Origin of the sequence: Microbulbifer guangxiensis (assembly GCF_021729075.1) — a bacterium.
GTDB lineage: Bacteria > Pseudomonadota > Gammaproteobacteria > Pseudomonadales > Cellvibrionaceae > Microbulbifer > Microbulbifer guangxiensis.
In genome coordinates this window covers 406,955-428,434 of the sequence record NZ_JAJSAQ010000003.1, presented here as the reverse complement: position 1 = coordinate 428,434, position 21,480 = coordinate 406,955, and the positions used below count along the sequence as shown (strand labels likewise).

General features: G+C 61.8%; 16 protein-coding genes. 1 reads left to right on the top strand and 15 read right to left on the bottom strand.

Annotated features, from left to right (window positions below):
• Positions 1 to 531 precede the first annotated feature (531 nt).
• Positions 532 to 1,080, top strand: a complete 549-nt coding sequence (locus tag LVD12_RS08865) for a cytochrome b (RefSeq protein ID WP_237067337.1) — start codon at positions 532 to 534, stop codon at positions 1,078 to 1,080.
• Positions 1,081 to 1,446: 366 nt separating this feature from the next.
• Here LVD12_RS08865 and LVD12_RS08860 read toward each other — a convergent pair whose 3' ends face one another.
• From LVD12_RS08860 to LVD12_RS08790, 15 genes are all read right to left on the bottom strand, one after another.
• The gene (locus tag LVD12_RS08860; protein WP_237067336.1) at positions 1,447 to 3,234 is read right to left on the bottom strand and encodes a DEAD/DEAH box helicase; all 1,788 of its coding nucleotides are present in this window, start codon (positions 3,232 to 3,234) and stop codon (positions 1,447 to 1,449) included.
• Between the two features lie 185 nt (positions 3,235 to 3,419).
• A complete protein-coding gene (gene rfbD, locus LVD12_RS08855) occupies positions 3,420 to 4,337 on the bottom strand; it encodes a dTDP-4-dehydrorhamnose reductase (RefSeq protein ID WP_237067335.1) in 918 nt (305 codons plus the stop codon).
• Positions 4,334 to 4,900 carry a dTDP-4-dehydrorhamnose 3,5-epimerase gene (gene rfbC, locus LVD12_RS08850; RefSeq protein WP_237067334.1) on the bottom strand — a complete coding sequence of 189 codons (567 nt, stop codon included), beginning with the start codon at positions 4,898 to 4,900 and terminating at the stop codon, positions 4,334 to 4,336. The genes rfbD and rfbC overlap by 4 nt, the downstream gene beginning before the upstream one ends.
• A gap of 15 nt (positions 4,901 to 4,915) precedes the next feature.
• Positions 4,916 to 5,782: a glucose-1-phosphate thymidylyltransferase RfbA gene (rfbA, locus tag LVD12_RS08845; protein WP_237067333.1), complete on the bottom strand. Its 867-nt coding sequence runs from the start codon at positions 5,780 to 5,782 to the stop codon at positions 4,916 to 4,918.
• Complete coding sequence (gene rfbB / locus LVD12_RS08840) at positions 5,779 to 6,876, bottom strand: dTDP-glucose 4,6-dehydratase (protein WP_237067332.1); 1,098 nt, start codon at positions 6,874 to 6,876, stop codon at positions 5,779 to 5,781. Before rfbB ends, rfbA begins: the two co-directional genes overlap by 4 nt.
• 431 nt (positions 6,877 to 7,307) lie before the next feature.
• On the bottom strand, positions 7,308 to 8,072 hold the full coding sequence (locus LVD12_RS08835) for a WecB/TagA/CpsF family glycosyltransferase (RefSeq protein ID WP_305080521.1): 765 nt from the start codon (positions 8,070 to 8,072) through the stop codon (positions 7,308 to 7,310).
• A 74-nt stretch (positions 8,073 to 8,146) separates the two neighbouring features.
• Positions 8,147 to 9,172 carry a polysaccharide deacetylase family protein gene (locus LVD12_RS08830; protein ID WP_237067331.1) on the bottom strand — a complete coding sequence of 342 codons (1,026 nt, stop codon included), beginning with the start codon at positions 9,170 to 9,172 and terminating at the stop codon, positions 8,147 to 8,149.
• 79 nt (positions 9,173 to 9,251) lie between these two features.
• The gene (gene wecC / locus LVD12_RS08825; protein ID WP_237067330.1) at positions 9,252 to 10,520 is read right to left on the bottom strand and encodes a UDP-N-acetyl-D-mannosamine dehydrogenase; all 1,269 of its coding nucleotides are present in this window, start codon (positions 10,518 to 10,520) and stop codon (positions 9,252 to 9,254) included.
• On the bottom strand, positions 10,498 to 11,619 hold the full coding sequence (wecB, locus tag LVD12_RS08820) for a non-hydrolyzing UDP-N-acetylglucosamine 2-epimerase (protein WP_369413375.1): 1,122 nt from the start codon (positions 11,617 to 11,619) through the stop codon (positions 10,498 to 10,500). The genes wecC and wecB overlap by 23 nt, the downstream gene beginning before the upstream one ends.
• 1,403 nt (positions 11,620 to 13,022) lie before the next feature.
• Positions 13,023 to 14,750, bottom strand: a complete 1,728-nt coding sequence (locus tag LVD12_RS08815; protein ID WP_237067328.1) for an SLC13 family permease — start codon at positions 14,748 to 14,750, stop codon at positions 13,023 to 13,025.
• Between the two features lie 968 nt (positions 14,751 to 15,718).
• Entirely contained in the window at positions 15,719 to 16,465 is a 747-nt protein-coding gene (locus tag LVD12_RS08810) for a VpsP family polysaccharide biosynthesis protein (RefSeq protein WP_237067327.1), read from the bottom strand.
• Positions 16,455 to 17,210, bottom strand: a complete 756-nt coding sequence (locus LVD12_RS08805) for a tyrosine-protein phosphatase (RefSeq protein WP_237067326.1) — start codon at positions 17,208 to 17,210, stop codon at positions 16,455 to 16,457. Before LVD12_RS08805 ends, LVD12_RS08810 begins: the two co-directional genes overlap by 11 nt.
• On the bottom strand, positions 17,207 to 19,465 hold the full coding sequence (locus LVD12_RS08800) for a GumC family protein (protein WP_237067325.1): 2,259 nt from the start codon (positions 19,463 to 19,465) through the stop codon (positions 17,207 to 17,209). Before LVD12_RS08800 ends, LVD12_RS08805 begins: the two co-directional genes overlap by 4 nt.
• A gap of 8 nt (positions 19,466 to 19,473) precedes the next feature.
• On the bottom strand, positions 19,474 to 20,070 hold the full coding sequence (locus LVD12_RS08795) for a polysaccharide biosynthesis/export family protein (RefSeq protein ID WP_237067324.1): 597 nt from the start codon (positions 20,068 to 20,070) through the stop codon (positions 19,474 to 19,476).
• A 72-nt stretch (positions 20,071 to 20,142) separates the two neighbouring features.
• A complete protein-coding gene (locus tag LVD12_RS08790; RefSeq protein WP_237067323.1) occupies positions 20,143 to 21,363 on the bottom strand; it encodes an outer membrane beta-barrel protein in 1,221 nt (406 codons plus the stop codon).
• Positions 21,364 to 21,480 lie beyond the last annotated feature (117 nt).

The following is a 21,480-nucleotide window of genomic DNA, read 5'->3' as shown; positions in this document are numbered from 1 at the left end:
AGTCCGGGATGACGACGGTGGCTGTTGGGGCGCACTGATGTCGGGCATCCCCTTGTCGTCATGCCGGCGCAGGCCGGTATCCAGTTCTGCGTTTTATACGAAGTACTGAAGTAGCTCCCGCACGGTGGTATCTGGATCCCGGATCAAGTCCGGGATGACGACCGTGGACAAATCCCCCCGTCGTCATACCGGCGCAGGCCGGTATCCATCGACCACTGAGCCTCGCAACCACTTCGCAACTGGACCCCGGATCAAGTCCGGGATGACGACGGTGGCTGTTGGGGCGCACTGATGTCGGGCATCCCCTTGTCGTCATGCCGGCGCAGGCCGGCATCCAGAAGCCACTCCCAGAAATCACTGGGGATCATGCTTACCTCCCAGCCCACCGCCCTGGTGGACGGTGCCAGAAAAACTGCGCAGAATAGGTCGATTCACTGGTAAACCGTAGCGGTGCATCCAGCGTTCAGAGAAAACAGCTGGCATTAAAACAAGAACAATTTTTATTTATCGTTATAAAACAGGGAGAGAGTGATGCCTGGCACCAATTCGCAATGGAACCCGATCAGTAAAGGCCTGCACTGGCTCATCGCTATTCTGGTGCTCTGTGCCTGGGGCTCGGTGGAACTGCATGAGTTTTATGAAAAGGGTGACCCCATGCGGGAGTGGTGGAAGACCCTGCACTTTTCCATCGGCTTCTCGATCCTGCTGCTGATCGCCCTGCGCCTGTACTGGCGCAGCACCCACCCCAGGCCGGAAATGCTGGGCAAGCCCTGGGAGCGCACTCTGGGGCAGATCACTCACGCCACCTTCTATTTTCTGCTGTTTGCGATGCCGATCCTCGGCCTCAGCATGAAGCAGTTCGCCGGTTCGGATACCACCATCTTCTGGTTGTTCGATATTCCCAGTGTTGTCGAGCAGAACCGGGATGTTGCCAAGCAGCTGGCCTTCCTGCACAAAGAGCTGGTGTGGAATATCCTGCTGGTGCTGATCTGCCTGCACGTCGCCGCGTCACTGTGGCACCACTTTGTCGAAAAGGATGCGACCCTGCGGCGGATGCTGCCGGGCCGAGAACGCAGCTAAAAACCATCCATGACGAACCCGGATCACATGGCGCCGGTGCGCCCGCCCTGCGGGTCCCGGTAAGAGGACATTAGGTAACTCCCAATCGTCATACCGGCGCAGGCCGGTATCCATCGACCACTGAGGCTATTTGCCTCTCGACAGCTGGACCCCGGATTGAGCCCGGGGTGACGACGGTGGGTGTTGGGGCGCACTGATGTCGGGCATCCCCCTGCCGTCATGCCGGCGCAGGCCGGTATCCATCGACCACTGAACCTCGCACCCACTCCGCAACTGTATCCCGGGATCAAGCCCGGGTTGACGACAGTGGGCTAGCAACAAAATCCAGCCATAAAAAAACGGGTGATCTCTCACCCGTTTTTTTGCTTACTCGCCGCGCTTCACTTTGCGGTGCCTCGGCTTACCTGCCCCGGGTTTCCCCGGGCCGCCCTTGCCGGGACCGGAGCGGGGGGGCTTGCGCTTGCCGCCTTTCGGGGGCTGGCCGCCCTTCCCTTCTTCGAAGCGGGAAATATTCAGCACACGACCAGAAACCCGCACGGCTTTCAGGTGCTGGAAGATTTCCTTCGGCATGCCCTCGGGCAGATCGACCGTGGTGAATTCCGGGTAGATCTCGATGCGGCCAATGTAGGAGCTGTCCAGCTCCACTTCATTGGCGATGGCACCAACGATGTTGCCCGGACGCACCCCGTGCTCACGGCCCACCTCGATACGGTAGCGCTCCATGCCCTCGTCCGGCGCAGGCATCTTCTTGTCTTTCTCGTAACCACCCTGCTTGCGCTGGCGCGGTTCGAAGCTGTCGTCGCGCTCGCGGCGCGGTTTCGGCTCCTGCTCCTTGATAAACAGCGGCTGGTCACCCTGGGCCATGGCGGCCAGGGCCGCAGCTACCTGCAGGGGATCCGTCTCGGTCAGGGACAGGTATTCCTCCACCAGTTCGCGGTAGGGTGCCAGGTCAATGGAGCCTTCCAGTGTGCTGGTGATGCGCTCGCGGAAGCGCTGCATCCGGGCAGAGTTCACAGCCTTGGCGCTGGGCAGTTCCAGCTGCTCGATCGGCTTCTTGGTCGCCTTCTCGATAACGCGCAGCATACGGCGCTCGCGGGGCGCCACGAACAGGATGGCATCGCCCTCGCGGCCGGCGCGGCCGGTGCGGCCGATGCGGTGGATATAGGCTTCGGTGTCGTAAGGAATGTCGTAGTTGATGACGTGGCTGATGCGCTTCACATCCAGGCCGCGCGCCGCCACGTCGGTAGCCACCACGATATCCAGCTTGCCGCCCTTCAGCTTCTCGATCACCTGCTCGCGCAGGTTCTGCGCCATGTCACCGTTCAGGGCCGCACTGGCAAAGCCGCGTGCAGCCAGCTTGTCGGCCAGCTCCACGGTACTGTTCTTGGTGCGCACGAAGATGATGGTGGCATCCACCGGCTCCGCTTCCAGGATACGGGTCAGTGCATCCAGCTTGTGCAGACCACCCACCGGCCAGTAGCGCTGGCGGATGGTCTCGGCAGTCTCGGTCTTGACCTTGATCTTGACCTCAACCGGATCCTGCAGGTGATCGCGGGCAATACGTGCAATTTCCCGCGGCATGGTGGCGGAGAAGAGCGCGATCTGGCGCTGCTCCGGCAACTGCTCCAGCACCCACTGCACATCGTCGATAAAGCCCATGCGCAGCATTTCGTCGGCTTCATCCAGTACCAGTGTCTTCAGGTTGGAAAGGTCCAGGCTGCCGCGACGCATATGGTCCATGACCCGGCCCGGGGTACCCACCACCAGCTGCACACCGCGCTGCAACTGCTTGATCTGGCCGCGGTAGTCCGCTCCACCGTAGATCGGCGCCACATGGAAACCCTTCAGGTTCTGGGCGTAGGACTGACAGGCCTCCGCCACCTGGATCGCCAGCTCCCGGGTTGGCGCCAGCACCAGCGCCTGGGGCCGCTTATTGCTCAGATCCAGCTGCGCCAGCATCGGCAGCGCAAAGGCCGCGGTCTTGCCGGTGCCGGTCTGGGCCTGGCCCAGCACATCGCGGCCGTCCAGCAGCGAGGGAATGGTCTGGGCCTGGATCGGCGAAGGGGTCTCGTAGCCCAGTTTCTGGATGGCACTGAGGATTTCGGCAGGCAGGTTGAGCTGGTCGAAGCCAATCGGCTCGGGAGTATCGGTCATTTCGGAATTCACTTGAGGCTGCAGTGGGGCCCACGAACAATCGGCTGGGGCCAGGTGCGGCGGGGGGTCAAAAGGCCGCGCAGTCTAACAGGTTCGGCTACAACTGACAGCCTATTTTTTGACCACCCCTCTGGAAGGCCCCGGATCCCGGGGCATTTGCCCACCCTGGACACCCAGCCACCCGCTCAATTCAGCAACGTTGGCGACTCCGACGGCACCGCCCGGTTGGCCAGCGCCTGGCAGACCTGGCGGATACCCCGGTTCCAGTGCGGCAACGGATGACCCAGGGCCTCCGTCAGCTTGCTGCTGTCCAACGCGGAATAGGCCGGTCGCGCGGCCAGAGTCGGGAACTGGTAGCTACTGATTTTCTTGACCCAGGGCGCCGGGTCCAGCAGGCCCGCCTCTTCCGCTTCGGCGAAGATGTGGCGGGCAAACTCATAGCGGCTGCAGGGCTCCGGCGAGCTGCAGTGGTAAAGCCCCCAGGGCAGGTCGCCGAACTCTTCATAGCGCTGCACCAGTTCGGCAATGGTGGCGGCGATATCGCCGGCATAGGTCGGGCATCCCACCTGGTCACCCACCACACTGACCGTCGTCCGCTGGGCACCGACCCGCAGCATGGTGGTGAGGAAATTACCCGGCCGTCCACTGAAGACCCAGCTGGTGCGCAGGCAGATATAGCGCGGGTGTACGGCGCGGAGCAGGCGCTCACCTTTCAGCTTGCTGGCGCCATAGCTGTTGATCGGGTTGACCGGGTCATCTTCCCGGTAGGCCCGTGAACCCTGGCCATTGAAGACAAAGTCCGTTGACAGGTGGATCACCGGGATATCCATGGCGGCACAGATCGCCGCCAGAGAACCGACGCACTCGCCGTTGACCATGGAAGCCATGTCGGGGGTCTTCTCGGCGCCCTCCACATCCGTGAATGCGGCCGCGTTCACCACCACATCCGGGCGTGAACGCTGCACGCAGGCAGTCACCTGTTCCGGGCAGGAGAAATCGGCCCGCTTGCGGGACAGAGCTGTCAGGTCCCAGCCGGGTTGTTTCAAGGCATCCCGGCAGGCGCGGCCCACCTGGCCACTGGCACCAAAGAGAAGGATCTTCACGGCGTTGCACGCTCCCTGTTTTCGTTCTTAAGTTTTTCAAGCGTCGGCCAGGCAGCGTCCTGTTCGGAGAGAACCGGCGCGGCAATGGGCCACGTGATCGCCAACTGCGGGTCATCCCACGCCACCCCGCACTGATCTGTCGGTACATAATAGTCGGTACATTTGTACTCGACGTCCGCTGACGCCGAGAGCACCTGGAATCCGTGTGCATAGCCCGGCGGTATCCACAATTGCCGGTGGTTGTCCTCACTCAGGTGCACGCCAACCCACTGACCATAGGTCACCGAGAGCGGATCGATATCCGCCACCACATCGTAGATTTCGCCGCGCACCGCGCGCACCAGCTTGCCCTGTGGGCAGCGCGCCTGGAAATGCAACCCGCGCAACACCCCCTGGGCAGAGCGGGAGTGGTTGTCCTGCACGAATTCCAGCCCGGCACTCAGTGCCAGGGCGCGCTTGTAACGGGCCAGCTGCCAGGTTTCGACGAAAAAGCCCCGCTCGTCGCCGAAGACCTGGGGTTCCACGATTTTTACGCCGGTCAGTGCCGTCTCGATGATCTCCATGACACCCCTACCCCATCAGTATTCCAGGAGATCGACGAGGTATTTGCCGTAACCGCTTTTCATCAGCGGCAGCGCCAGCGACTGCAGCTGGTCGCGGTCGATCCAGCCACGGCGCCAGGCCACTTCCTCCGGGCAGGCGACTTTGAGGCTCTGGCGATGTTCGATGGCCTGCACGAACTGGCTCGCCTCCAGCAGCGAATCGTGGGTACCGGTATCCAGCCAGGCGGCGCCACGGCCGAGGATCTCCACGTTCAGCTCGCCGTTGTCCAGGTAGAAGCGGTTCAGGTCAGTGATTTCCAGTTCGCCCCGGTGCGAGGGCTTCACTTCCTTTGCCAGGTCCACAACCTTGTCGTCGTAGAAATACAGGCCGGTGACCGCATAGCGGGAAGCCGGGTACTCCGGTTTTTCCTGAATATCGATGGCGCGGCCAGAATCGTCGAATGACACCACGCCGAAGCGGTGCGGATCCTTGACCGGATAGGCAAATACCGTGGCCCCGTGCTCCTGCTGTGACGCCCGCTCCAGCGTGGCCGTCAGTCCCTGGCCGAAGAAGAGGTTATCCCCCAGCACCAGCGCGCAGGCATCACCATCGATAAACTCCTCGCCGATGATGAATGCCTGGGCCAGCCCGTCCGGCGACGGCTGCACCGCATACTGCAGGTTAATGCCCCAGCGGCTGCCGTCACCCAGCATCTGCGCAAAGCGCGGGGTATCGTCCGGGGTCGAGATCACCAGCACGTCGCGTATGCCCGCCAGCATCAGGGTGGTCAGCGGGTAATAGATCATCGGCTTGTCGTAGACCGGCAACAGTTGCTTGCACACACCCCAGGTAATCGGGTGCAGGCGCGTGCCGCTGCCACCGGCGAGAATGATCCCTTTCATCCGCGCACCTCCTCGCTCACCGGGCTGACGCCGAGACGCTCACCGGCATAGACGGGCGTGCCGGTACGGCGCCACCAGGCCTCGTTCTCCAGGTACCAGAGCACCGTCTTGTAGAGGCCAGTCTCGAAGGTTTCCGCCGGGGTCCAGAAGAGTTCACGGGCGATCTTGCTGGCGTCGATGGCATAGCGGCGGTCATGACCGGGGCGGTCGGTGACGAAACAGATCAGGTCGCGATAACGGTTTATCCCGAACGGCCGGTGCGATGTGACCTGTTCGAGGATGTCACAGATGCGGGTAACTACATCCAGGTTGCGGCGCTCACAGTGGCCGCCAATGTTGTAGGTCTCGCCCACCTCTCCACGGGTCAGCACCCGGTACAGTGCGCGGGCATGGTCTTCCACGTAAAGCCAGTCGCGTACCTGACTGCCATCGCCGTAAACCCGCAGCGGTTCACCTGCTAAGGCATTGGTGATGGTGAGAGGGATGAGTTTCTCCGGGAACTGGTAGGGGCCGTAATTGTTGGAACAGTTACTCAACACCACCGGCAATCCGAAGGTTCGGTGCCAGGCCCGCACCAGGTGATCGCTCGCAGCCTTGCTGGCGGAATAGGGCGAGCTCGGGTCGTAGCGAGTCGTTTCCGTGAAATACCCCTCCGAGCCCAGGTCGCCGAAGACCTCATCGGTGGATACATGGTGGAAACGAAACTTCTGCCGCGCCTCCACATCCAGACCATTCCAGTAACTGCGCGTCACTTCCAGCAGGGTACAGGTGCCACTTACATTGGCACTGACAAATTCCGCCGGTCCGTCGATGGAGCGGTCCACATGGGTTTCCGCCGCCAGGTGCATCACCGCATCCGGCTGGAACTCCGCAAAGCAATGCTCCAGTAATTGCCGGTTGCGGATATCCACCCGGGCAAACTGATAGCGGTTCTGACTCATGGCGCCGCCGCCGGCCACCAGCGGGATCGACGCCAGGTTGCCCGCATAGGTCAGCGCGTCCACATTCAGCACGCTGTTGCCGGTTTCCCTCAGCAGGAAGCGCACCACCGCACTACCAATAAACCCCGCGCCACCCGTCACTAAAATTCGCATACATTCACCGCCAGTAATTCGTGCCACGCGCTCACCGCGTAGCTGGTACTCGTGTGCAACCTTGTATATAGACCGGCCCCTGCGGCGATGCCGGGGTAAAGGGGGAAGTCAGGTGGGGTGAGGTGTCGGAGAGAAAGGGAATGATTTTTCGGCGCCAGTAGCGGCTATGAGTCGAGCTGGATGACACGGCGCCAAGGCGCCTGCCCTGCGGGTCAATCACAAAACGATTGCTCACTTCGGCGTTCCCACCTCCGTGTCCGGATCAAGTCCGGGATGACGACGGTGGGTTTCGGGGAAAAGTGTGGTCGTACAACCTCAGTCGTCATGCCGGCGCAGGCCGGCATCCAGTCACCACCGGGCTCTGTCGCAACCACCGCGGCTGGATCATAACTGGAAAGGAAACAAAAACACGCGAAAGTAGAGACTAACAATCAATCCCCAAACCCAAACTCCTCACTGCCAAACGCATACCGCACCCGCTCCTGCAGCAGCAGCCAGGCAAAGGCGGAATTGGTGACCAGGTAGCGTTTCCACATGCGGCGGGGTTCCTGGATTACGCGGTAGAACCACTCCAGCCCTGCCCTCTGCATCCACTCCGGTGCGCGTTTGACTTTTCCGGCCACGACATCGAAAGTGCCGCCGACCCCCATCACAAAATCAACCCCCAGCCGATGCCTCCACCGGTTGATGAAGTTTTCCTTCAGGGGGGAAGTGATCGCCACAAACAATAGGCGCGCGCCGGATTGGCGGATTTTTTCCACCACCGCCTCTTCATCGTCCCAGAAGTAGCCATGGTGATAGCCGGCAATCTCCAGCCCAGGATGCTCCTGGCGCGCGACCGCCGCCGCCCGTTCGACAACATCCGCTTTCGCGCCGAGGAAAAACACCGGGAAACCCCGCTCCGCGCTCATGGCCAGCAATTGCTGGAACAGGTCCACGCCCGCGATCCGCTCTTCCACATGGTGGCCGAGAAAGCGTGCGCCCCAGACCACGCCCATGCCATCAATATTGATCAGGTCACAGGCGGTCACTGAGTCCGCCAGTGCCGGATCGTGGCGCGCGTGCACCAGCTTGGCCACATTCACCACCACATGCTGGGTGAAGCGTTTCTGGGCGACGCGATCGCCAATGATGGAAACCGTCTCCTCCATGGAGGACACATCCAGTGGCATCTGCAGCAGTTCAATACGCTCCAAGGCTGGCTCCCGGGTTTGCTTTTGATGGGGCTGCGCCGCCGGGAAAGCGGCGCGGCGAAAAAATCAAGGGATTGTCAGACCGCTTCCGCCACCTGCCGGGTCTCGGTGCGCACCGGGCTCTCCAGCACATCCAGGCTTTCTCCATGGGAATAAATTTCTGTCAGCCACTGGCGCAGGTTGCCCAGGGAGAACTTCGACAGTGCCTTGGGGTGCCCCATGGCGACGAAGTGGGTCTTGTCGTGATTCAGTGCCTGAAGATAGGCATCGCAGAGCAGCGAGGACTTGTATCCATCCACCGAGACCGGAATATGGCTGCTCTGCGTCAGCTTGCGGAGCAGCTCCCGGCGCCCGTTGGGCATGGCGCAACCATCCCCCAGCGGATGGTGTTGGGAAAGATCCCCGAACAGGCGGTTCAGCGCAAAGCGCCAGAAAAACATTGGCCGCACACTTACCGAAGAGATGGGCAATTCCGTAAAGGCGCCATCGCGCACCAGCCGGCAGGGCTCCGAGTCAAACTTCCAGCTGCCCAGATTGGGGGAACTGGAAAAATCGAACAGGTGCGGCGCGTGCAGGCTCAGGCCACCACTGTATACCGTGCAGTCCACAGTGATGCCGTTGTCGCGCAGGAAGCCGCCGATATGTTGCCAGGGCTGCACACACCAGCCGCCGGCGCGGAAGGCAAACACTTTGCGCTTCAGGTGCCGGTTCAGTTCCGCGGTACACTCCCCGATAATCTTCTCGGTTTCCTCGCGGCTCCAGTCACCGAGCCGGTAGCGGCGCGTATCCAGCTGCCACTCCTGGCCGTCGTAGGTGGAGTCATACCAGTGCGGGTGCAGGTGCAGCTGCATCTGGTGACCCGCCTGCTCCAGCGTGCGCAGCTGCTGGACCACGGCCGAATAATCCTGCGCGGCCTTCTCATGAATCTGGGCGTAATAGCGCAACCGCACCAGGTAAGCGGCGTCTACAAAAAAAACCGCGCGGGCATCGAACGAATTCAGGACTTCCAGTAACTGGTTGGTGGCATCGATCAGGCAGGCTCTCGCCGTGCCGGTCCGGGGGCCAAAGAAGAGTTCATAGTCCAACGTCAACAGCGTCTTCATGGGGGCAATCGTTCCTTAAAATTATCGCTTGCTTCCTGCAGGGCTTTTTGTCTGGCGTTATCGGTCCGGAATTTTCAGGTCAGGCGAATACTCCGCGCGTGTCGATGGCCGCCTTGGCACTGAACAGTGACGGATCCAGATTGCGGAATTCCCGGTGGTCCACCAGCACCACCACCACATTGGCGTTCTCCAGTGCCGCCGTCAGCCCCACCAGCCGTACGCCGCGTTCGGAAAGGCAGGCGGGTAACTCCTTGATGTTGGGTTCCACCGCGACCACATCCCCTACCCCCCGGTCCGCCAGGTTCTGCACGATGCGCATGGCCGGGCTCTCGCGCAGGTCGTCGATATCTGCTTTAAAAGACAGGCCGAGGCAGGCGATGATCGGCTCCTTGAACTGCTCCGCCACCTTCAGCACCTTGTCCACGACATAGCCGGGCTTGCTGTCATTGACGGTGCGGGCAAGGCTCAGCAGTCGCGCCTGTTCCGGGCAGCTGCTGACGATGAACCAGGGATCCACGGCGATGCAGTGGCCGCCGACACCCGGTCCGGGATTGAGGATGTTCACCCGCGGGTGCCGGTTGGCCAGGCGGATCAGGTCCCAGACATTGATTTTCAGCTGGTCGCAGATCATCGACAGCTCATTGGCAAAGGCGATATTCACGTCGCGGAAGGCGTTCTCGGTGAGCTTGGTCATCTCGGCCGTGCGCGCGTTGGTGACCACGCACTCGCCTTTCACAAACACTCTGTAGAGTTCCAAGGCCGCACGACTGCAGGCCGGGCTCAGCCCGCCGATGATGCGGTCATTGGAAACCAGCTCCTGCAATACCTTGCCCGGCAGCACCCGCTCGGGGCAGTGGGCAACGCGGATATCGGCGGCGTCGCCGCGATCATGGGGAAACGTCAGGTCCGGTCGCGCCTGTTGCAGCCAGCGGGACAGCTGCTCCGTCGTCCCCACCGGCGAGGTGGATTCCAGCACCACCAGGTTGCCCTTTTGCAGCAACGGCGCAATGGTTTCCGCCGCCGCGTGGATATACGAGAGATCCGGCTCCCGTGAATTGCCCTGCTCCGATTGGCGGAAAGGTGTGGGCACGGCAATCAGGAAGGCATCGGCGGCCTCGGGCACCTGGGTGGCGCGCAGCTTGCCGGTGTTGACCGCCGCCTGCACCACGATGTCCAGGTCCGGCTCGACGATGTGCACGCGCCCGGCGTTGATGGTTTCCACCGCGCGCTGGTTGATATCGACCCCGACAACTTCCACCCCCCGGGACGCAAACACCGCCGCCGTCGGCAACCCGATATAACCGAGGCCGATGACGGAGATTCGTTCAAACTGTGTATTCGTGGACATCCGCGAGTATTCCCTCCACTATTTTTTCGCAGGCGAATCCATCGCCATAAGGATTGTGGGCCCGGCTCATGGCCTGGTATTCATTCTCGTCATCCAGCAGTGAGCGCACCGCGCCCACGATTTTTTCCACATCGGTACCCACCAGCTTCACGGTACCGGCAGCCACCGCTTCCATGCGCTCGGTGGTATCCCGCATCACCACCACTGGCTTGCCCAGCGACGGCGCCTCCTCCTGGATACCGCCGGAGTCGGTCAGGATCAGGTAGCTCTGGTTCATCAGGTAAACGAAGGGGAGGTAGGTCAGCGGTTCGATCAGGTGCACATTGTCGAGGTCCGACAGCAAGCGGTTCACCGGCTCCCGTACCCGCGGATTCAGGTGCACCGGGTAGACCACCTGTACATCCTCGCGCATGGCAATCTCACGGATGGCGGCGCAGATGTTTTCAAAGCCCTGTCCGAAGCTCTCGCGGCGGTGGCCTGTCACCAGTACCAGTCGCTTGTCTTTGTCGAGGAAAGGAAACTGGTCCGCCAGCTTGCGGCTCAGGGTCTCCGACTGTTCAATGCGCTCCACCACTTCCAGCAGGGCATCCACCACGGTATTACCCGTGACCTGAATACTGTCACCGGGGACGGATTCATTGACCAGGTTTTCGCGCGACAACTCCGTCGGCGCGAAATGATGCTGGGCGATGGCGCCAGTCAGTCTGCGGTTGGCCTCTTCCGGCCAGGGGCTGTAGATATTGCCGGTGCGCAGTCCCGCTTCCACATGGGCGACAGGAATCTGGCGGTAGTAAGCGGCAAGAGACGCCGCCAGCGTGGTGGTGGTGTCGCCGTGGACGAACACCTTGTCGGGCAGGAAGTCGTCCAGCACTTCCCGCATTCCCAGTAAAACCCGGGCTGTTACCTGGTAGAGGTCCTGCCCCTTCTGCATGATGTTCAGATCGTAATCCGGCTCGATCTCAAACAGCGCCAGCACCTGGTCCAGCATCTCCCGGTGCTGGCCGGTAACACAAACCCTGACACTAAAGCGGTCATCCTGCCGCAGCGTCCGCACCAGCGGCGCCATCTTGATGGCCTCCGGGCGCGTACCAAAAACCATTAACACCTTCATCTATTACCACCACCCCAGGCGAAAACTCCGACACAACTCGCAATGCCGCCGACCGGTGATTTCCTTTTCAGCGGTGCGACACACGGCACAAGAATTTATATAGCTGCGGACGACGAAACGCGCCTGCGGATCGGGCAAGGTCAGGTTGGTACGGATGCCTCATTTATAAAAAGGGGACATACGACCGCATTAAGAAGAGTTTTATGACGGAATTGTCAGATGATTCTTTGGCAGGGAGTGACGAGTGCCAGAAGGGATGATTCAGCGATAAATCGCAATAAATTGTGCAGGGAAATAAAACTGGATACCGGCCTGCGCCGGTATGACGACAGGGGGAGACCGACCCCAGCGCGCGCTGTCTCCACCATCGTCATCCCGGACTTGATCCGGGCTCCACAAACCACGGAGCCCGACACACCACAGCAGGCCGATTCAAACCACAGACGGGATGCCGGCCTACGCCGGCATGACGAGAGAGGGATAACGAACCACAGTACACACCGACACACGCCAACCCCCCACCGTCGTCACCCCGGACTCGATCCGGGGTCCAATGACCACTGAGGGCGAGCACCTGCAGCACTTCGATTAAAGCGCAGAACTGGATGCCGGCCTGCGCCGGCATGACGATGGAGAGGCACGTGGCCACCGCGCACGCCAACCCCCACCTGCGTCACCCCGGCGTAGGCCGGGGTCCAGGAACCCACGGAACGCGACGCACTACAACAGTCCGATTCAAACGACAGCCTTGATGCCGGCCTGCGCCGGCATGACGACAGAGGGATAACCAACCCCAGCGCACCTCGACACCCACCGCCGTCACCCCGGCGCAGGCCGGGGTCCACAAACTACTGAGCGCGACGAACTACAGCAAGCCTATTCAAATGACAGACTGGATGCCGGCCTACGCCGGCATGACGACAGAAGGGTAACCAACCACAGTACGCGCAGACACACGCCAACCCCCACCGTCGTCACCCCGGCGCAGGCCGGGGTCCAGGAACCACGGAACACGACGCACCACAACAGGCCGATTCAAACCACAAACTGGATGCCGGCCTGCGCCGGCATGACGACAGAGGTGTAACCGACCACAGCACGCGCCGACACCCACTGTCGTCACCCCGGACTCGATCCGGGGTCCACATACCACTGAGTGTGAACACCTGCATTACTTCGCATAAAGCGCAGGACTGGATGCCGGCCTGCGCCGGCATGACGAAAGAGGGGTAGCCGGCTACTGTGCGTTGTAATACCCACCCTCGTCACCCCGGCGCAGGCCGGGGTCCACAAGCCACTGAACGTGACGTCCAGCAACAGCCCGATTCAAACGACAGACTGAATACCGGCCTGCGCCGGCATGACGCCAGCGGTGGGCCTGAGAAGCCAAACTAGAAAGGAAACACCACCGGCAACAGCAACAGCACCGTGATGGCGTAGGAAATCGTCAGCGGTAACCCCGCGCGCACAAAATCACGCAAATGGTACCCCCCCAGGTTCTGCACCATCAGGTTGGTCTGGTAGCCGAACGGCGTGAGGAAACTGGCGCTGGCACCATAGGCCACCGCCATCACGAACGGCATCCAGCTGACACCGAAACTCTCCGCCAGGCTCCACGCCAGCGGAAACGCCAGCGCCGCCGCTGCGTTGTTTGTCATCAGTTCCGTCAGTGCCAGGGTCAGCAGGAAGATCCCCACCAGCGCCACATACGGCCCGGCACCCTGCAGGGACTGGCGGAAGCCGCTGGCCATGGCATCTGCCAGGCCGCTGCCGGTAAACGCCTCGGCCAGCACCAGTGCACTGGCGATGATGGCCCAGATCTGGAACGGGAAGCGCCGCTGCAATTCGCTGGTGGAAACAATGCCAAGGGCAATCATGGCGCCCAGCAGGATCACCAGCCCCTTCAACAGCGAGAAGTAGCCCATTGCCGCGCCGGCAATGACACCGGCAAAGCCGAGCCCCAGCAGCCAGTTATCCCGCCGCGGCAACTGGCGCTGTACCTCACTGCCACTGATCACGTAGAAGTTCTTGCTGATGTTCAGGTGATGCTTGAAGTCCGGCCCCTCGGCCAGCAACAGGGCATCCCCCGCCTGCAGCTCGATTTCACCGAGCTTGCCAGAGAGCCGGTCACCTCCCCGGCGCATGGCCACCACCGCCGCATCGAAGCGGGTACGGAACTTGGCGCTTTTCAGGCTCTGGCCGATGAGGCTGGAGGTGGGAGTAATCACCACCTCGGTCAGGTCCATGTTCAGCGCTTCGTCTTCCAGCGCGAACAGGCGCAGGCCCTCGATGTCCTGCAGCCGCCCCAGGTCCCGCACATCGCCACTGAAAATCAGCTTGTCACCGCTTCTCAGAACTTCGCTCGGGGACACCGGGCTGATCACCTGCCCCCGGCGCACGATCTCAATCAGGTACAGGGTCTCCAGCTGGCGCAGCTGGTTCTCCTCCACCGTCTTGCCATCCAGCGGCGAGTCCGCCACCACCTCCGCTTCCAGCAGGTACTCGGTCAGCGGCTCGTCGGCAACCGCCTTCTCCGGCAGTAAGCGGTTGCTCACAAACAGCACCACCAGACCAACGAGCGCGATGGCAGCGCCGATGGGCAGGAAGGCAAAGAAGTCCAGCCCCGGCATGCCCCGGTCCAGTACGAAGCTGTTCACGATCAGGTTGGTGGAAGTGCCGATCAACGTCATGGTGCCGCCGAGGATGGCGGCATAGGACAGCGGCATAAGCAGCTTGGCCGCCGGGTAGCGGCGCTGTGCCCGTACGCTGGAGGCCAGGGCGGCAACCACGGCGGTATTGTTGAGGAAGGCAGAACTCAGCGCCGTGGCACCGGTGAGTTTCAGCAGGCTGGTTTTCAGGGAGCCGTTGATCAGGCCATCCGAGACCGAGCGCAACCAGCGCGCCTTTTCCAGCCCCACGGAGACCAGGATCAGGACCACCAGCGTCACCAGGCCCGGGTTTACCGCTTTTTGCAGCGCGGACTCCACTGGCACCAGCCCGGTAAGGAAGCACACACCCGCAGCAGAAGCGAATACCAGCGACGGACGCACGCGACTGAAAATCAGGGCGGCAATGACCAGGGCAAAGAGCCCTGCTACAAAAATCTGAGTGATGGTCATAAAGCGCGAATGCCGGTCCGGCCGTCCCTGTGGTTATTTTTTGCTCTCGCGTCGGAGGCTAATTATGCCAAAACTGCCAGACCGGCCCAATGTGGTTTTGGTTCTGAGGTTATTCCGCTGCCTGAGATGAGCAATGCGTCATGTTCAGGCCACGCTGCAGCCCGTTGGCTCCGAGGACTCTGGATACCGGCCTGCGCCGGTATGACGACAGGAGGTATCCCCCGGCCACAGCACGCGCCAGCCACCACCGTCGTCATCCAAACACGATCCGGGTCCACCAGCCACTGAGCGACGCTACCGCAAAGCACCCCTGACCTGTTCCGTACCCTCTGGGCCTGGAAGAATCTCTAGCGCCTTTAGACCTACTTTGGAGGTTATATGACCTACTTCTTAGGTCATGGAGATTAGAGAACCACGAGGCACCGCCTGAATTCCAACACTGGATACCGGCCTGCGCCGGTATGACGATAAGGGGAATATCCAGCCACACAAGTCCTCAACTCCCACCATCGTCATCCCGGCGCAGGCCGGGATCCAGTGGAGCGGAGTGAGAGACGCGGGGCCTCGTACGGAGTGAGCGAATGCTGGGGACTAACTGACGATCAGCTACCCCGACAAACCGCGAACGAAGGTTTCGGCTCGGGCGCCAGGGCGAGGGTGCGGCAGGCGGAGACTTTCCGGGCGTATTGCACCACCAGCACGCTGACTAGACCACAACCCTGGATACCGGCCTTCGCCGGTATGACGACAGAAGGGGCGGTCTAAGGACAGAAGGGCCAGCCCGACTAAAGAGCGACCCACACCCCTGGATACCGGCCTGCGCCGGTATGACGATAAGGGGAATATCCAGCCACACAAGTCCTCAACTCCCACCATCGTCATCCCGGCGCAGGCCGGGATCCAGTGGAGCGGAGGGAGAGACGTGGGGCCTCGTATGGAGTGAGCGAATGCTGGGGGCTAAATGACGATCAGCTATCCCGACAAACCTTCAAGACCGGCTTGGGCTCGGGCGCCAGGGCGAGGGTGCGGCAGGCGGAGACTTCCTGGGCGTACTGCTCTACCAGCCGCTGGATTTCCGGCCGGCTGCGGTGGTCGTTGAGGCCGCGTAACAGGTGGCGCTCCAGTAGCGGGCGCTGTTCGAAGGGGTATTGCTGCTTGAGGGCGTACTCTGCGCGCACGATGGCCGAGTGCACTGCGGGAATATAGGGCCCCATCTCGTCGGCCCGTTCCATCAATGTCTGCAGCTCCTCGTCCAGCTCGCCCAAATTGAGCTTTACATTGATCATCTCGGCCCAGGTATCCGGCCACAGCGGGCGCAGGGCGGCGGCTTCTTTGTACAGGGCGAGTGCAGCGCGGTAATCGGCGGTCCTGCCCTCGCCTTCCTGCAAGCCATAGGCACGCCATTCCAGTAAACGGGCTTTAAGGGAGAGCTGGTAGGGGTTGTCTTCGTGCAGGGCAATGGCGCGGCCGATGGCGGCGAAGGCCATTTCGAGATCCGGCTCGGAAGAAACCTTGCCGTTCTCGCCCCAGCGCTTGAGGGTATTCTCCACGGCCACCACCTGCAGGTGCGCCATACCCCAGGACCCGGCGCGCCAGGCGAGACCGATCAGCACCAGCAGCAATACACCGGTGACGAACAGGCGGGGCCTGCTCACATCCCGGTACCACTTCTTATACCAGGGCGTGCGCCGGCGGCGTTTGCGTTCAGCTGGCATCGCGCGTCTCCACACCGGCAAGCACAAAATGCCCGGCGGCTATACGACTAGGGTTATGGCGCACCAGGTCCCACGCGCGGGATTCACCCACTATCGATTCGGCAGCACGGCGGCCCTTGTCCAGCACCGGCGGGCGGCGGACTTCGTGGTGGGCGTCGGTGGCCAGAATGGTGACCAGATCTTCTTTCAGCAATTCCGCCGCGCGCTGCTCCGGCCCCTCACCAAAGTCCCCGGCCACTGCACCGGCTGTCACCTGGAACAGGCAGCCCAGCCGCGCCAGCGGCAGCACCTTGTTGAAGTCCCGCAGAATGTCTTTGTTGCGCTCCGGGTGGGCGATCATCGGGCGGATGTTCTGCTTCAGCAGCCAGCGGATCAGCTGCTCAGTACCGGGCGGAATATGGCTGTGGGGGAGTTCCAACAGCAACACGCGGTCACCTTCCCACTTGCCGAGGAAAGGCACCTGACCACTGGCCACCATGGAGAGGATCTCATCGGAAAGGCGGATCTCCGCCGCCATCCCCAGCTGCAGGGGAATGCCCTCTTCCGCCAGCTTTGCTTTAAAAGCCGCGAAAGTGTCGCTGATGCTGGCGAGGGTGTTGTCCCAGCGGCCGGGGTGGATATGAGGGGTGGCCACGCAGTGGGTGATGCCGTCATCCACTGCCATGCGGGCCAGTTGCAGCGCCTGCTCAAGATCCCGGGCACCGTCATCGATGCCCGGCAGCAGGTGGCAGTGCAGGTCGATCATGCCACTTCCAGATCTTTCTCACTGGCCTTGGCGGTGGGCTTGGCAACCTGCGGCTTTGCGGTGGCACTGTAACTGCCGTACTCGCCGTCGTAGCCGTAGTAGTCACCGTAGTAAGTGGCCTTGTTGGAAGTATCCAGCTGGTTCAGTACCACGCCGTCCACCTTCGCACCTACTTGCAGCAGGCGGCCGATACCGTTGGTGACCATCTTCTGACGGGTGCTGTCGGCTTTCACCACATACAGCATGGAATCCGCCACGCGGGACACGATCAGCGCATCGCTCACTACCTGCGCGGGCGCGGTATCGAGGATCACGCGGTCGTACTTGTCCATCAGCACCTGCAGCGCCTTGGTGAAGCGCGGGGAAGACAGCATCTCCTGCGGATTCGGCGGTACCGCACCGGCGGGCATCACATCCAGGCCGCTCTTCTCGTCGTGGTGGATACACTCGCCCAGGGTACTGCTGCCGGCGATCAGGTTGGACAGGCCCGGGTGGTACACCGGCAGGCCAAAGTCCTTGCCGACTGAAGGACGGCGCATATCGGCGTCGATCAGCAGCACCTTTTCCATCTGCGCCAGGGCAAAGCCCAGGTTTTCCGCCACGGTAGTCTTGCCCTCACCTGGTACGGACGAGGTGACGGAAATCACCTTGGCCGGGGTCTCGAGGTGCGAGAGCACCAGGCTGGTACGCAGCGTGCGTACCGCCTCGGCAAACTGGTGGTGGCTGCTGTCGAAGAAGGTGGCCAGGCTCAGGCGCTCGTCCTTGTCGTGCTTCACCCAGGGCAACATGCCGATCATGCGCTGGCGCAGTTTGTTTTCCACGTCGTCCGGGTTGCGGATGCCGTCGTTCAGCGCCTCGATCAGGAAGGCCAGCATCACGCCGAACATGGCGCTCACCACCAGTGCCAGGGCCACAATCAGCTTCTTCTTCGGCTTGGCCGGTTCACGCGGGGATACCGCCGGGTCCATCAGGCGCGCGTTGGCGGCCTCGAAACCGGAGGTCTCGCTGGTCTCCTTGAAGCGGGTCAGGAAGGCGTTATACAGCTGGCGGTTCACTTCCACTTCCCGCTTCAGCTCGTTGTAGCGGGTCTCCTTGCGGGAGATCTGCTGGTACTCGCCTTTCGCCTGCGCCAGCTCACGCTCCAGTGCACGTACGTCGGCCTGCGCGGTCTGGTAATCGTTCTGGATACCGCTGATCAGCTGGCGCACTTCGCTGCGCAGCTTGTCCTGTACGGATTCGAGCTCGTCGCGGGCGGCGATCATTTTCGGGTGCTTGGGCCCGTAGCGGCGCGCCAGCTCGGACACCTTGCGCGAAGCCTCGGTCTCAGCCTGCTTGATGTTGGCAATCACAGAGTGGTTGAGCACTTCCGGCAGGCTCGCCAGTGCATCGATATCCGTACCGCGGCTCTGAACCAGCGCGTGGATGCTCTCCGCCTGCTTCAGGTCCCTGCGGGCATCAATCAGCTGGGTGGTGATCTCATTCAGTTCCTGCGCCGCCAGGCCCTGTACGCCGGCCACATCCACCAGGCCCTGGGACTCCTGGAACGCCTGCAGTTGCGCTTCGGACGTTTCCAGCTTCACCCGCAGGTCTTCCAGGCGGTCGTTCAGCCAGGAGGTGGCCTGCTGGGTCATGTCCAGCTTTGCTTCCAGGTGGCTGTCGATAAAGACCGCCGCCACGGTATTGGCAATTTCGGCGGCCAGCTGGGGGGATTCAGATTCAAACGTGATCTTTACCAGCTGGGTGTTACGCACCGGGGAAATGGTCAGGTTTGCACTCACCGCATCGGTCACGCTCTCCAGCTTACGCTGGCGTGCTTCCTCTTCGCTCACGATCTCATTGGAAGCCAGGAACGGCAGCCAGCCCTTCACCTTCTCTTTAAAAGAAGGCTCTTTCTGGTCCGGGTCGAACAGCGGGTGCTCGGTCAGGTTCAGCCGTGCCACCACCTGCTCGGCAATGGTGCGCGATTTTAAAATCTCGAACTGGGTCAGGAAGTATTCCTTGCGGCTGGAATCCAGTCCGTACACTTCCTCGATGGAGAGCGCCTTGGGCTGCTCAGCCTCGATCATCAGGGTGGCGGTGGCCTGGTAGCGGGGTGTCATGGAGAACACCACCATCGCCGTCAGCATGGCCACGGCCACTGCCAGCGCGGCAATACGCCACTTGAACCGGTCCACAATGCGCCAGTACTGGCGCAGGTCTATCACTTCCTCCTGAAGTAAGCGCTCCTGCTGCATGTTGTTGTCTTGCGCGTTCATGTTTTACCTCAGAAGAAGCTCTGCTCCACGGTGATCACATCGCCGGGGCGCAGTTGGGTATTCAGGCTGACTTTGACCGGTGTCTGGCTGGGGTCATCCCCGCGCACCACAAAAATCTTGGATTCCGAGGCACGCTCGGTAAAGCCCTGGGCCAGCGCCGCCGCCTTGCTCACCGTCAGGCCCGGCTGGTACGGGTAACCGCCCGGTCTTTCCACCTCACCGTGAATATAAAAGGGGCGGTACTCCAGGATGGACACATGCACATTGGGGTTCACCAGGTAATCCCCTTTCAGGCCCTGGTGAATGCGCGCTTCCAGCTCGGCCACCGTCATGCCGTTGACCTTCAACTCGCCGAGGAACGGATAGTTCACCAGGCCGCTGTCGCTCAGCTGGGTTTCCACCGTCAGGTCATCCTCGCCATAGACGTTGATGAGGATCTTGTCCCCGGAGCCCAGGCGATAGTTGTTCTCCAATGTGTTCTCACTGATGGCCAGGACCGCCGTCGCGCCCAGCGCCAGCCAGAGAACGGAGAAAACGGGGAGGATGGGGAAAAGGGAGCGCACGGCGCGCAGTGCGCGCCGCCCCAGTGTGCTTGTGTATCCCATAACGGTTACCAATAGTTACCTCAATCGTGCCAAACCGCTGCGCGGGCTAAACCGGCTCTCACCCGAACCGGATTACAGAGTCGCCCGGAAGCCAAAGGTGGTCACAGCGCGGTCGTAGTCATAGCCGACCTCGGTGCTGTCCTGGCTGCCGGTGGCATAGCCCAGGGTAAAGGTCAGCCAGCGGCGCATTTCATAGTTCGCCTTGACGGACGCACCGCTCACATCCTCGGTGCGGTCAATGCCCTCGTAATCCATGTTCTGGTTGTACAGGGTCACGTCGGTGGACAGGCGCTCGGCCCAGTCGTGGCTCCACGAGGCAGCCAGCACTTCCACATCGGCAAAGTTGCCGGCACCGCGGGCCTCTTCAAAGCGGCTGGCGGCAGTGAATTCGAAGGTGCTGTAGCTCTTCGGCTCCCACATCACACCGATTTCCCATGCCGGCGCGGCGAAGTCCTCACGGGTGGGCTCGTCAAACTTCTTCGAGCGCGCACCCAGCTTCACGGTACCGGTGGTCTTGGCGGTGCCTTCCCAGGTCATACCGAACAGGATCTTGTTCTCGGCGCTGTCGCGGCTGGTGTCGTCCACCCGCACCTCGTCGTAACCGATCTGGCGGTGGTTCACTTCGGCCAGCAGCTTGGTCTTGCCACCTGTGTTGTAGAAGAAACGAGCCGCACCGTAATTGGCACCGTAGTCGCGGCCACTGACCAGCGCGTCGGCTGCGAAGCCGTCCACGAACTGGGTCGGGTCATAGTCACGGGCGCTGGTGCCTAGTTCCAGCTCCAGGTTGCCACGGGCGCTCTCGGCACCGAAGCGGTAGGTACCGTTCACATCGGTCTCGGAGAAACGGTCCGGCTCCGCCAGCAGCAGGCCGAAGCCCTGGGAGTAACCGGTGCCGCGGGCCTCATGCAGGTCCAGGTAGCTGGCAGCCAGGCTGAAGCGGTTGCGGTCGTTCATTTCCCAGCTGGCGTCTGCTTCCAGCGCGTGGTCGGTGTAGTTGTCCGCATCGCTGTCCTGGTAGTCGCCACGGGCCAGGGTGTAGCGCAGGTTGTATTCGGAAGTACCGTTCTCGGCAGACAGCAGGAAGCTCGGCTTCAGCTCGGTCATCCAGCTGTCAGTCTGGTTCTCGTCGGTATGGATGACGTTGTCGTCGTGCAGCAGGTTCACATCCAGAACCGGCGTGAACAGCACGCCCTTGCCCAGCTCGATCGCGCCGGCTTCACTCTCTGCCACGGCAGAGGTCGCCCCCACAGATACAGCCATGCCGATGGCCAGAGAAAGTCTCGCTTTTGTCATCGTAATTATTCCAACAGTCCCTAAAAACAAGTTATGCACCGCCGGCTGAGCCGTGCGGTGCCCCAACAATTCCAGTTTTACATGGCCGGTTTTCTGGCCGGCCTCAATCTCTGTGCG